This window comes from Microbulbifer sp. HZ11, from assembly GCF_000708675.1.
Taxonomy (GTDB): Bacteria; Pseudomonadota; Gammaproteobacteria; order Pseudomonadales; family Cellvibrionaceae; genus Microbulbifer.
The window spans coordinates 438,598-451,408 of the sequence record NZ_JELR01000001.1; the positions used below are offsets into that span (position 1 = coordinate 438,598).

Below are 12,811 nucleotides of genomic sequence, written 5' to 3' on the forward strand. Positions count from 1 at the left end.
GGCGGAGCCCGGTAGCGGCTTATGCTACCGGGTTCTAAGGTGAGCCCGCGCCCTCTGGCGTGGGATTATGGAGGGCTAAGAGGTTTGGGTACAGTGCTGTCAGAAAAACGCCTGCAACCCGGTCTGGGCGCGGCCCAGAATCAGCGCGTGTACGTCATGGGTGCCCTCATAGGTGTTGACCGCTTCCAGATTCATGGCGTGGCGAATCACGTGGAATTCGTCGGCAATGCCGTTACCGCCATGCATGTCTCGGGCAATGCGGGCAATCTCCAGAGCCTTACCGCAGTTGTTACGCTTCACCAGTGAAATCATCGTTGGATCGAAGTGCTTCTTCTGTTCGTCCATCAAGCGACCAACCCGCAGGGAGCCCTGCAGACCGAGGGTAATTTCTGTCTGCATGTCTGCGAGCTTCTTCTGGAACAGCTGGGTTTGCGCCAGTGGTTTGTTGAACTGTTTGCGGTCCAGACCGTACTGGCGCGCCGCGTGCCAGCAGAATTCCGCGGCCCCCATGGCGCCCCAGGAAATACCGTAGCGGGCGCGGTTCAGGCAGCCGAAGGGGCCGCGAAGCCCTTTGATATCCGGAAATCGGTTGTCTTCCGGCACGAATACATTGTCCATCACAATCTCACCGGTAATGGACGCGCGCAGTGAGAATTTGCCTTCTATTTTGGGTGCGCTCAGGCCGTCCATGCCTTTTTCCAGCACAAAACCGCGGATATCCCCTTCATCGTCTTTTGCCCAGACCACAAACACATCCGCGATGGGGCTGTTGGTGATCCACATTTTGGCGCCGGTCAGGCGGTAGCCGCCGTCGACTTTCTTCGCTCGGGTCTTCATGCCGCCCGGGTCGGAGCCGGCATCCGGCTCGGTCAGGCCAAAGCAGCCCACCCACTCGCCGGTGGCCAATTTGGGAAGATATTTTTCTTTCTGCGCCTCACTGCCGTAGGCGTAGATCGGGTGCATAACCAGGCTGGATTGCACACTCATAGCGGAGCGGTAGCCTGAGTCCACACGCTCCACTTCCCGGGCGACCAGACCGTAGGAAACGTAATTGAGGCCGGCACAGCCGTAGCCTTCAATGGTTGAGCCCAGCAGGCCCAGCTGGCCCATCTCTTCCATGATTTCACGGTGGAAGATCTCGTGGCGGTTGGCCTCCAGTATCCGCGGCATCAGTTTCGATTGGCAGTATTCACGTGCCGTGTCGCGAATCATGCGCTCTTCATCGCTCAATTGGCGGTCCAGTAACAGAATGTCGTCCCAGTGGGCCAGCGGCTGATTTTTGCTCATGGTTTGGATCCGTACATAGTCTCTAGAGACTGGGTCTTTAGAAATAGTGTTATTGCGCTCACGTCATAGTAGGCAATTGCCTGGCAATTCATAAGCACATCCGGGAAAAACCGGTCTCAGGGTGATGTGCCGCGGAGCCGGTAGATTGACTGTGGAGGCATCATAGCGAACAGGCATCTCTGAGTCACGTTTGTGATCACATTTTGCGGTCGGGTGTCATTTTTTGCCGATAATCCGTAGAACCGTAAACAAACGTAAAACGTCTTGGCCACTGGCTAATAAGTTTTGATAATGAAAGGAAATGCTAATAGATCGAATCAGTTTTATGGGGTGTTCGCGGAAATTCTTCGCTTTGTGTGGTCTTGTGGCCGCCGTCAGTGTCGCCGGGTGTAACACGCCGCAACCACTGCCCACAGAATTGCCGCAGGAAGTGTTCGCGTTGCCGGAGCAGTTCAGTTCTACCGGGCAGGTATCGGTGGATCCGCGGTGGTGGCAGGCGTTTGACGACGCCGCATTAAATGCACTGGTACAGGATGCGCTGGCAGACAATCCAGACCTGCAGGCGACCTATTGGCGGCTGCAGCAGGCGGATGCCGCCGCAGCGCAGGCGCGCAGCGGGTTCTGGCCCCGATTGACCGGGTCTCTGGAGAACACCGAGCAACGCCGTGCTTCCAGCAATGAATTCGATTTTTCCGGCGCCGAGAACGAGGGCAACAGCTGGAGCGGAAACCTTGCCGCCAGTTATGAAGTAGATTTGTGGGGCAGGGTGCGCAGTGGTGCCCGCGCCGCTGAGGCCGGGTACCTGGCTCAGGAGCAGAATTTCAATATCGCCGCACTGACCCTGGTTGCCGAAGTGGCGGGTGTCTGGCTGCAGTTACAGGAGCAGCGCGGGCAGGAGCGTCTTCTACAGGCGCAGCTGGACACCAATCGGCAGTCACTGCGCGCCCTGGAACTGCGCTTTGGCAGCGGGGTGACCGCTGCCGCTGACGTCCTGCAACAGCGCCAGCTGGTGCAGCAGTCGTTGCAGGAGCTCGAGCAGAGCCGCGCGAATACCCGCATACTGCTTACCCAGCTGGCCGCTCTGCTCGGAACCAGCGTCGAATCTCTGCCGCCCTCTGCCTTTGCCGATTCTCAACTACCCCAATTACCGCCTCTGCCGGATACCGGGATTCCATCAAGCCTGCTGCTGCGACGCCCCGATGTACAGAGCGCTCAGCGTACGGTTTTACAGGGGTACTATCTCGCGGATCAAGCGTGGGCCGAACGGCTTCCGACGCTTTCCTTGAGCATGTTGTTGAATGGCGGCGGCCTGGCTCTGGTGGACATTACCGAAGACTGGCTGCTGAATCTGAGCGCATCACTGGATGGCGTGATATTTGATGGCGGCAACCTCAGGGCGCAGCAGCGCCAGCAAGAGGCCGTTGAGCAGGAGCGGTGGGCGCTGCTGCGCGATACCGTGTTACAGGCCCTGAGCGAAGTGGAGCAGGTACTGATCAACGAGCAGGCCATTCGCCAGCGTTTGCAGTTTTTGCAGACCCGTTCCGAGCTCGCCGATCAGATTACCCTGCGCCAACGCCGCGCCTACGGACAGGGCACACTGGATTTCCTGAATGTACTCTCCGCCACCAACAGTCAGCAATCTCTGGAACGTCAGCTATTGACCGCGCGGCGGGAGCTGCTGGAAAACCGGGTGGCCCTGTACCGCGCATTGTCCGGTGGCCTGCCCGCGCAGGATCTGCCGCAACCCGTACCGGTCGAGCTGGACATATACCGTCAGGAATCACAATAAGTCCGAGAGCAGACGGACAATTAGAAACTGTATTTCAGGAGCTGTCATGCTGAATAAAATCAACTGGAATATCGCCATCCCGATCCTGCTGATCGTGCTGGCGTCCGTCGTCTCCAGTTGGCTGCTGCGGGAAAAACCCACCATGCAGCGCGGCGAACGCAAAGCGCCACCATTGACCGTGGAAGTGGCCACTGCCGAGTACGGGCAGTTTCCGTTAACCATCAAAGCACTCGGCAAAGTGATCGCCCGCGAGCAGGTGGAGCTTCAACCGCAGGTGGATGGCCGTGTTGACTGGCTGGATTACGACCTGGGCCCGGGTTCAACCTTGGCACAAGGGCAGCCACTGATGCGCATTGAGCGCGAACCCTACGAACTCGCCCTGCAGTCCGCACGCAGCACGCTGGCCGAGCGCCGCGCGGAATTGCAGCAGGAGCAGGGCCAGCGCCTGGTTGCTCAAGAAGAATTTGAGTTGTTGGGGCGTTCGCTGCCGGATGCGGATCAGTCCCTGGTGTTACGGGAGCCGCAGTTGGCCGCTGCCCGCGCGCGCATGGATGCGGCGCAGGCGCAGGTAAAACTGGCGCAGCGGGATTTCCGCCTCACCGAAATCCGTGCCCCGTTCAATGCACTGCTGGTCTCGCGCACTGTGGACGTGGGTGATCGGGTGGCGCCGGGAACCGTGCTCTATTCGCTGGCCGGGGCGGACCGCTTTCAAATTGAGGTTGAGGTGCCGGCTCGGCAGCTTCCACAGCTGAATACTCCCAAAGCCACCGTGCAGATTCGCGGTAGCCAGTGGCCCGAAGGTACATACCGGGAAGGCCGGTTTGTGCGCGTCATACCGGTGCTGGAAGAGCAGGGCCGCCTCGCGCGAGTGCTGGTAGAGCTGGACGATCCGCTCGGCCTGAAAACGCCCGGCTCACCGCAACTGTTACTCAATGATCTGGCGCGGGTGCAAATCACCGGCCAGGCCGCCGGTCAACAAGTACGCATTCCGCTGACCGCGCTGCAGGACGGCAATCGGGTATGGGTGGTGCGCGATGGTAAGATTCATATTCAATCGGTGCAGTTGTCCCACTACGACGATGAGTTCGCCATTCTCGACAGCGGATTGCGCGGTGGGGAACTGCTCGTCACCACACGCCTGGCCAGTGTCACCGAGGGCATGCCTGTGCGTACAGCCGGTACAGGTAAAGAAACCAGTAAAGAATCTACCGATGGCAATCCGCGGCGAAACCGTGCGGAGGGCCCGCCAGAACTCCCGGAGAACTCCCGCAAAGCGCGCCAGCAGGGCACCGATGGTGAACGTGGATGAGCAACCCGAACGATCCAATGGACAGAGCCCATCGCGGACCCCGCCCGGCCATCGATACCAGCCGCGGCGCCATCGCGTGGATGACTCACAACCATGTCACCGCCAACCTGTTGATGCTGGTGTTCCTCATCGGCGGCCTGATTTTTTCCCTCACCATCAAGAAGGAGGTATTTCCGGAATTCAGCCTGGATATGGTGAGCGTCAATATCTCTTACCCCGGAGCCAGTCCGGAAGAGGTCGAGCGCGGAGTCTTGGTGCCCGCAGAGCAGGCGGTGACCGGCCTTGAAGGGATCAAGGAGCTGCGCGGAAGCGCCGGCGAGGGCAATGCCAGCCTGACCCTGGAGCTGGACGAAGACGCCAATGCCAACAAGGTATTCCAGGATGTGCAGGCGGCCATCGACCGGGTTTCCACATTTCCTTCGGATATTGAACGCCCCCAGGTGAGCCTGGCGGAGCGCAAGCGGGACGTGCTGGATCTGGTCGTGCACGGGCAGGTGGACGACCGCACCCTGCGGGCGGTTGTGATGCAGGTGTACGACAAGCTGGAGGCGCATCCGGACATCACCCAGCTGGAAGCCTATGGCGTTAAGGATTTCGAAGTGGCGATCGAGGTGCGGCGGGATGACCTGCGCCGCTATAACCTCACGCTTGCGGCCATCGCGCAGCTGGTGCGAAATGCCGCGGTCGACGTTCCCGCCGGCGGTGTGAAATCGGAAGCCGGAGAAATTCTTGTCCGGGTAACCGAGCGCAAAGACTGGGCGCGACAGTTTGGCGATATCGTCATCGCTCAGAGTGCGGGTGGCGGTACCGTGCGCCTGAAAGACGTGGCGACGATTCGGGATGCGCTGGTGGATGAACCGCGCAATATGGTTTTCAACGGTGAGCCGGCTGCCGGTATCGACGTGTTCCGGATCGGTGATCAGACACCAATGAGTGTCAGCGACGCTACCCACGAAGTGTTGCAGGAGTTGCAGGAAACCCTGCCGCCGGGTATGCAGGTGACGGTGCGCGATGACGACTCGGAAATTTTCAAGGAGCGCCTTTCGCTACTGCTGAAAAACGGGTTTATTGGTCTGTTACTGGTGTTTGTGGTGCTCGGTGCATTCCTGGAGTTGCGCCTCGCATTCTGGGTGACCCTTGGTATTCCCATCAGTTTTTTGGGTGCGCTGTTGTTCCTGCCGGCGATGGATATATCCATCAACATGGTCAGCATGTTTGCGTTCATTATTGCCCTTGGGATTGTGGTGGATGATGCGATCATCGCGGGGGAAAATATTTATGAATGGCGCCAGCGGGGCTACAGTAATTTTGACGCGGCGATAGCAGGTGCCCGCCAGGTAGCGGTGCCGCTCACCTTCGCCATTCTCACCAATATAGTTGCGTTTATTCCGCTGACCGAGTTGCCCGGGTTTATGGGTAAAATCTTCGGTGTCATTCCGTTTGTGGTGGGTGCGGTATTTGTTATTTCCTGGGTGGAAGCACTGTTTATCCTGCCCGCACACCTTGCCCATTCCAAGCGGGGCTATAAAAGTCGCTCGGCACGTCGTCTCGCCGCACGCCAGAAACTGATCGCGCGGGGGCTGGACCGGTTTGTGGAGCACCGCTTCAAGCCGGTACTCGATGCCTGCGTGCGCCACCGTTACATCACCATTTCCATTTCTCTCGCCATTCTGATTGTGATGACCGGCTACGCGGCCAGCGGGCGTATGGGTTTTACCCTGATGCCGCGAGTAGAGCGGGACTCCGGTCGGGTACAGGTGACTTTTCCGCCGGGCACCTCCGAAGCGCAGCTTGAGCGCGCGCGCACCCAGATTATGGGGGCCGCCGATCGCATTCTCGAAGAGACCGGGCGTGAAGGGATATTTATCGGAATGCGCGGCCTGATTCGCAACGATTCCGTGCAGGTTGATGTTTACCTCACACCGGGCGATCAGCGGGAAGTGACCACCGGTGATTTTGTGCGGCGCTGGCGGCGCGAGGTGGGGCCGGTGCCGGGAGCACTGAGTTCCAGTTTTGCCAGTGACCGGGGTGGGCCGGGGGCCGGGCCTGCACTCACGGTGGAGTTGCGCCATGCGGACACGGATATGCTGGAGCAGGCCGCTACCCAGCTGTCACAGGCGCTGCAGGCATTCCCTTCGGTGGGTGATATCGATGCCGGTGTTTCTCAGGGTAAACGACAACTGGACCTGACCCTTACCGATACCGCAAAAAGTCTCGGGCTGACGGCAGAGGATATCGGCCGGCAATTGCGTGCTTCACTATACGGCGCCGAGGCCATGCGTCAGCAGCGGGGCAGGGATCAGGTAAAAGTCATGGTGCGCCTGCCGGAAGAAGAGCGGGTAACCCTGGACGATGTCAACAACATCATGATCCAGGCCGGCAACGGTCTGTGGTTACCTTTGCCCGATCTGGTGGTCATTGATCAGGGGCGAGCCTATGCCAGTATCAATCGCAGGGAAGGGCGGCGGGTAATGACCGTCACGGCCAACGTGGAACCGGCAGATCAGGCGGCGCTGGTCATTAACGAGCTGAACGAGACGACCATGCCGCAATTGCGCGCACAGTTTCCCGGCCTGAGTATTTCCTATGAAGGGCGGCAGGCGGAAGAGCGGGAGGGGCTCTCGTCCCTGGGTATGACCTTTTCGCTGACGCTGGCTGTGTTGTACTTCCTGTTGGCGATTCCGCTAAAGAGTTATATTCAGCCGCTTACGGTAATGGTTGCCATCCCGTTCGGTGTCATCGGGGCGATTCTCGGGCATCTGGTTATGGGGTACGGCCTCAGCATGGTCAGCCTGTTGGGCATGGTGGCCCTCGCCGGCGTGGTGATCAATGACACTCTGGTGATGATTGAATACGGCAACCGCCTGCGCGCAGAGGGCATGCCAATCACCGACGCCATCAAGGCCGCCGCCGCCCGCCGTTTCCGCCCCATCATCCTCACTACGGTAACCACCTTTTGTGGTTTGATGCCGATGATCTTTGAGACGTCGGTACAGGCGAAATTTATGATTCCAATGGCGATTTCCCTGGGCTACGGGATTCTTGCCGCGACCACGATTTCATTACTCCTGGTGCCGTGTTTGTTTTTGATGTTTTCGAGAGATCTTCCTGAGTTATTTGGGATGCTGAAACGCCGTGTAAGCAAAAGCGCGGCAGCTTGATTACCGATACGCGGACTGGAGTTGAGGGTTAAGCGTAACTGAAAGAAGGGCTGCATATCGGTCACGCTTATCACTATTTCTGTGGGCGCGGTTTGGCCGGGAAAATCTATTTTAATTAATGGTTTACGGCTATTTCGGTTTTGGCGGATAGTGGGCAGGGTGATCAGTTTTCAGAATGTGATATCGGATACGTGTAAGGCTAAGTCGTTGACTTTTTTGGGGTTTCTGACAGGCTAGAGGGAGGTGGGTGCCTAACGAACAGCGGCAGAGCGACAGCCAGCGCTGGGCGCTAAATGCCTAGGAGCTTCGGTCTAATATCCATGCTCTGGTGAAGAATTCTGATTATTTCAACGCAGTTATTTTCAGAAATTTTATAGAAAATAACGTGAGCGCCGTGTGGGATTTTCCGGTAGCCAAGTTTTATATCTTCGCAGCCAACTCCAGAAAGAGGGGATTCTGCGAGCTCATGAAAGGCATCGTCAAATTTTTTTATGTAGGCATTCCGCTGAACTATTCCCCAGTGATGTTCAGTAAATCTGGCGATACCTCTCAAGTCATCTTTAGCTTTACGGCTTAATTTAAATGAACTCATGGAGTTTTCTTTTCATCAAGCTCGGCAATAAATGACTCATAGGTATAATCGGTGAATCCACTTTGCTCGCCTTCCTGGAGCAGTGACCGGAGTGTTTCCAGTTTGATTTCGGTGTCCTCGAGTAGCCGCAGACCTGCGCGAACCACCTCACTTGCGGAGCCGTAGCGACCACTGGCTACTTCTTTGGCTATAAACTTGTCAAAATGTGACCCAAGGGTCATGCTGGTGTTTTTGGCCATACCGCCTCCTGGTACCAATAAGTACCTAAATATGGTATCGAGAAGGTGGGTTGTCAAGTACTCCGAACATGCACTTAATTGGGTAACTTTTACCGAGACGCGCTATTTTTCCGAGGCCAGTGAATACGGAATTTTGTCCGGTTTGCAAAGGTAATGCCGTTGCTCGGCCTCCGGAATGGAGCGGTGGTCGAATGACGGTTGTATGCCAAAATTGTGGAAATTACGAAGTTTCCCCCAAATTGTATCGCGAACTTTGCCCATTGCCGGAGACTGATTGGCGAATCGAACGGTTGCGCTCGGAACTTGTGAACACGGCTGATCCAAAAATGATTTGGGAGCCTACTGCGAATATCCCAGCGTTTGCGACCATCGATGCAGATAAGCCCACAAAACTCCAGAAGAGGTTTTTGAGAGCGAAAGCCGAAGGGAAAACGATAACGGTTGGAACCATCTTTCGTGCAGGTGAAGCAGACGATGAGCCCGGAAAATAACAGTCAGATGTAGTCCCGACTTTTTCTTGCCTGATCACGTCCAGTCAGCTGTGCGTTGCCGTCGCCTAATAGCGACGTCTCAAGTGTCGCGGATCAATCCCGCCGTAACTCATCCTTAATCGCAATAGGGTTGGGGAAATTCAATACCACGATATACGACGATACCAGGAAGGTCAGGATCGCTGTGGCCTGAATCAGGTGTGAGGCCTGGCTGCCGATCAGCTGTTGGCTGACGGCGAGGAAGGCAATCAGCAGGGAGAATTCGCTGATCTGGCCGAGGCGGAAGCCGATGTCCCACGCGAGTATTTTGCGTTCGCTCTGCTGTCCGAGCAGGTAGCGAAACACCACCGGTTTGATGATCAGTACCGCTGTCGCGGCCACCAGCGCAGGGATGGCGATTTCCGGCACCATATCCAGATGGAACTGGGCCCCGAGACTGAAGAAGAACAGAATCAGGAAGAAGTCCCGAAGCGGCTTGAGGCTGAGGGCAATGTATTGGGAGATCGGACTGGTCGCGAGGGTAATACCAGCAATGAACGCGCCGATTTCCCGTGAAAGTCCCACCACTTCTGCCAGCTCCGCAACTCCCATACACCAGCCCAGCGCGAGCAGGAATACGTATTCGTGGAAACGGTCGAATTTTGCCAGTAGCGGCTGCAGGACATAGCGCACTGCGCCCCAGGCAAAAGCGATCAGTAACGGCAGTGCCGCAAAAGAAGTACCCAGGCGAGCGAAGTCGACAGAGCCGGTGCTGCCGCTCAGCAGAATCATCAGACAGGTAATGGCGACAAAGTCCTGAAACAGCAGCAGGCCGACCATCATTTCACCCAGGTGCTTGTGATGCAGCACAGTGGTCGGCAGCAGCTTGATACCAATGATTGTGCTGGAAAACATCATGGCCATACCGATCACCCACGACTCGGTGTCGGTAAACCCGAACAGGTGCCCAATGGCGTAACCGAGTCCGAGAAACAGCGCACAGCTGATCAGGCCAACAAAGGTGGCTTTGCGCAGTACTGAAATCAGCGCTTTCGGCTGCATGTCGAGGCCGAGCAGGAACAGCAGGAAAATAATGCCGATGCTGGACATCTCTGCCATCAGCGCAACATTGTCGATAACACCGAAGACCGAAGGACCGAGGAGGCAGCCAAGGGCGATGTAGGCTACCAGCAACGGCTGACGCCCCCAGAGCGCAAGGGAGGCCACAACGGCAGCGCCACTGAAGATCAGGAAGAACGACTGGAACAGGGAGGTCTCAGGCACTGCGCATCCTTGAAGCAGACTGGATTATTGCTCGGGCAGTCATTATCGGCGGGTAGTGCGTGCGGTTTCAACCTGGGATCTGATTGAGCGTCATGCCGGACTTGATCCGGCATCCAGGATCTGTGGGGCTGGATACCGGCATTCGCGGGTATGACGTTAGGAGAGGACAAATTGCTTTAGATCTGAAACCAGCGCAGTACCTCACCTTCTTTCGACAGTACCGGCTGCTCACATACTTCTCCCGGTGGATTTGCCAGAATGGATCTCGCCTGTTGAATAAACTCAGGTAAGGGCGTTGCCACTTTTGCCGGCGCACTGCCGCCCATATCAAAACCGAGAGGGATGGGCGCGCCCGCTTCAATGCCCTGGTAGCGCCAGACCCCGTGGCTTGCATCGTATTGATAGAAGGGCAGCATGCGGTGGCCGTGCTCCGCGATCAGCTCTATCGCATCAATCAGGTAGTCGACGGTTTCTTCATCCAGGAAATAGTTGAAGTTCAGTCGTACCCAGCCCGGTTTCAGAATACTTTCCCCCTCGCTGACGAGCCTTTCGATGGCGGTGCTCTGCTCGTCGGTCAGGTGCAACAGGTGGTGTCCGTAGGGGCCCGCACAGGAGCAGCCACCGCGGACCTGTATACCGAACAGATCATTCAGCAGGGCGACCACAAAGCCGTGGTGGAGGGGTTTGCCGGCGTGGAGTAGATGCAGTGAGACGATACTGACCCGCCGGGCTTGGGTGCCGCCGAGGATCTGGATGTTGGGGTTGTGGCACCAGCGCTCAAACGCACGGGTGAGCCAGTAATCCTCCCGGGCCTCGATGGTGTCGGCACCGACCTGATCTTTGAGTGCAAACGCCATGCCCGCACGTACGGATTCCACAATGGCAGGGGTGCCGGCTTCTTCGCGCCGTTCGCCCGCGGGCAGGTAGGTGTGGCGTGCGGGGCTGACCCAGGATACGGTGCCACCGCCGGTTACCGCGGGTTGGCTTTCCGGCAGCAGGTCGCGGCGCAGAACCAGAATACCCGGTGTGCCCGGACCGCCGACAAACTTGTGCGGTGAAATAAACAGTGCGTCTTTGCTGGTCAGCTGACCGTCACCGTGCGCATCGATTCCGACGTAGGGCGCTGCTGCGGCATAGTCCCAGAACGACAGGGCGTTGTTCTGGTGCAGCAGGCGGGTTACCGCGTCTACGTCGGTACGAATGCCGGTGACGTTGGAGGCGGCGGAGAAACTGCCAATCTTCAGTGGCCGGTCCGCATATTGATCCAGAGCCTTCTGCAGCGCCTCAAGGTCGACGCCGCCCAGATTGTCCTGGGGAATGGTGACCACTTCGGCAACGGACTCCCGCCAGGGAAGGTCGTTGGAGTGGTGTTCGTAGGGGCCGATAAATACCACCGGGCGTTTGTCATCGGCAATGCTGCCCGCGTCGCCGCCGAAGCGTTTGTAGCTGTCCTTGCGTAACCCGAGACAGTCCACCAGGCGGTTCACCGCGGCGGTGGCGCCGGAGCCGCAGAAGATAATCGCGTGGTCCTCGCCAGCGTTCACGGACTTGCGTACGGCCGCGCGGGCCTGCTCGCGAAACGCAGTGGTCTGGCGGCCGGTAGCGGAGGTTTCGGTATGTGTATTGGCGTACCAGGGTAATACCTGGTTGCGGATGGCGTCCTCAATAAAGTGCAGTGCACGGCCGGAGGCGGTGTAGTCCGCATAGACCAGCGGTCGTTCGCCGAAGGGCGTTTGCAAGGGCATGCGCTCGCCGATGACATTGTCGCGGATCCGTTGCAGCAGTGCGGTGGTTTCAGGTGTGCAGAATGGGGCTGTGGTCGCCTGGTGGGCGGTATTATTGGTCGAATTGTTCATGGCAACCTCAATGTACTGCGCCCGCGAGGATCACTCGCGGGTGTTATTCAGAGTCAGACATTGAGCGGGCGCTATTCACCGGTTGGTATTGGCAGCTCCGTGGTGCTCTTGATCTGCTCCATGGCAAACGTGGAGGATACGTCGGAAATTCCGGAGTGGCCGATCAGCTTTTTGTAAAAGCGGTCGTAGGCGGCTACATCGCTGACGACAATTCGCAGGATATAGTCGTAATCCCCTGCCATGCGGTAGCAGTCAACCACCTCCGGCAAGTCACCCATGGCGCGGGCGAAAGACTCCGCCCACTCTGCGGTGTGCTGGTTGGTTTTCACCTGGGCGAAAACCGAGACCGGCAGGCCGAGGACTTCGGCATCCAGCAGGGCCACCTTGCGGCGTATGATGCCGCTTTTCTCCAGTTTCTGTATCCGGCGCCAGCACGGGGTCTTTGTAAGGCCCACGCGCTCGGCCAGCTCTTCGATGGAGAGGCTAACATCAGATTGAAGAATGGCAAGAAGTTGTCGATCAATCGCGTCGAGTGAGGACATAGTGCTACAGCGCTCCCAAAAACGCGGGGATCGGTTCCATTATTCACTGTCTGCGTGCAGTCCCTTGCAACAAAATACCCCGGTAATTTTGAAAGACACAGCGAGATCCGACATTGGCGAGCCTTTGAAGAATCGTTTGCTGTGCCCCGTGTCTTGCCCGTAACGATAATCTCAGTATTTCCACATCAGTAGTGGAATTTTTCCCTCCACTTATGACCATCAAAAAAGCCGGGCAATGCCCGGCCAAACTACAGGGGAGATGTAGGAATTTTGTTTTGTGCG

The 12,811-nt window shown here is 57.6% G+C and carries 9 protein-coding genes; 3 read left to right on the forward strand and 6 right to left on the reverse strand.

Translation table 11 applies throughout. The annotated features are described in order from the left end of the window. Positions 1 to 99: 99 nt before the first annotated feature. Entirely contained in the window at positions 100 to 1,287 is a 1,188-nt protein-coding gene (locus tag AU11_RS01935; RefSeq protein ID WP_043316026.1) for an acyl-CoA dehydrogenase, read from the reverse strand. A gap of 301 nt (positions 1,288 to 1,588) precedes the next feature. Here AU11_RS01935 and AU11_RS01940 point away from each other — a divergent pair, with 301 nt between their 5' ends. From AU11_RS01940 to AU11_RS01950, 3 genes are read left to right on the forward strand one after another with little or no spacing between them, the layout of a single operon-like run. Then, positions 1,589 to 3,076, forward strand: coding sequence for an efflux transporter outer membrane subunit (locus AU11_RS01940; RefSeq protein WP_231491457.1), 1,488 nt, complete (start codon positions 1,589 to 1,591; stop codon positions 3,074 to 3,076). A 46-nt stretch (positions 3,077 to 3,122) separates the two neighbouring features. Then, positions 3,123 to 4,385 carry an efflux RND transporter periplasmic adaptor subunit gene (locus AU11_RS01945; protein WP_043316029.1) on the forward strand — a complete coding sequence of 421 codons (1,263 nt, stop codon included), beginning with the start codon at positions 3,123 to 3,125 and terminating at the stop codon, positions 4,383 to 4,385. After that, positions 4,382 to 7,546: an efflux RND transporter permease subunit gene (locus AU11_RS01950; protein ID WP_051686867.1), complete on the forward strand. Its 3,165-nt coding sequence runs from the start codon at positions 4,382 to 4,384 to the stop codon at positions 7,544 to 7,546. Before AU11_RS01945 ends, AU11_RS01950 begins: the two co-directional genes overlap by 4 nt. A gap of 289 nt (positions 7,547 to 7,835) precedes the next feature. On the opposite strand, the gene AU11_RS17945 is transcribed toward AU11_RS01950, so the two are convergent. The 5 genes from AU11_RS17945 to AU11_RS01980 form a co-directional block, all read right to left on the reverse strand. Further along, entirely contained in the window at positions 7,836 to 8,138 is a 303-nt protein-coding gene (locus tag AU11_RS17945) for a type II toxin-antitoxin system RelE/ParE family toxin (protein WP_081847875.1), read from the reverse strand. Then, positions 8,135 to 8,377: a type II toxin-antitoxin system ParD family antitoxin gene (locus AU11_RS01960; protein ID WP_043316034.1), complete on the reverse strand. Its 243-nt coding sequence runs from the start codon at positions 8,375 to 8,377 to the stop codon at positions 8,135 to 8,137. Before AU11_RS01960 ends, AU11_RS17945 begins: the two co-directional genes overlap by 4 nt. Positions 8,378 to 8,961: 584 nt before the next feature. Beyond that, entirely contained in the window at positions 8,962 to 10,131 is a 1,170-nt protein-coding gene (locus AU11_RS01970) for a cation:proton antiporter (protein WP_043316038.1), read from the reverse strand. Between the two features lie 176 nt (positions 10,132 to 10,307). After that, a complete protein-coding gene (locus tag AU11_RS01975) occupies positions 10,308 to 11,987 on the reverse strand; it encodes an aminotransferase class V-fold PLP-dependent enzyme (protein WP_081847876.1) in 1,680 nt (559 codons plus the stop codon). A 71-nt stretch (positions 11,988 to 12,058) separates the two neighbouring features. Continuing rightward, positions 12,059 to 12,529: an Lrp/AsnC family transcriptional regulator gene (locus AU11_RS01980; protein ID WP_043316041.1), complete on the reverse strand. Its 471-nt coding sequence runs from the start codon at positions 12,527 to 12,529 to the stop codon at positions 12,059 to 12,061. Positions 12,530 to 12,811: the final 282 nt, after the last annotated feature.

Coding starts and splice junctions, on each gene's coding strand:
- AU11_RS01960 (WP_043316034.1), bottom strand. CDS start 8,377: ATGGCCAAAAACACCAGCATGACCCTTGGGTCACATTTTGACAAGTTT.
- AU11_RS17945 (WP_081847875.1), bottom strand. CDS start 8,138: ATGAGTTCATTTAAATTAAGCCGTAAAGCTAAAGATGACTTGAGAGGT.
- AU11_RS01945 (WP_043316029.1), top strand. CDS start 3,123: ATGCTGAATAAAATCAACTGGAATATCGCCATCCCGATCCTGCTGATC.
- AU11_RS01950 (WP_051686867.1), top strand. CDS start 4,382: ATGAGCAACCCGAACGATCCAATGGACAGAGCCCATCGCGGACCCCGC.
- AU11_RS01940 (WP_231491457.1), top strand. CDS start 1,589: ATGCTAATAGATCGAATCAGTTTTATGGGGTGTTCGCGGAAATTCTTC.
- AU11_RS01980 (WP_043316041.1), bottom strand. CDS start 12,529: ATGTCCTCACTCGACGCGATTGATCGACAACTTCTTGCCATTCTTCAA.
- AU11_RS01975 (WP_081847876.1), bottom strand. CDS start 11,987: ATGAACAATTCGACCAATAATACCGCCCACCAGGCGACCACAGCCCCA.
- AU11_RS01935 (WP_043316026.1), bottom strand. CDS start 1,287: ATGAGCAAAAATCAGCCGCTGGCCCACTGGGACGACATTCTGTTACTG.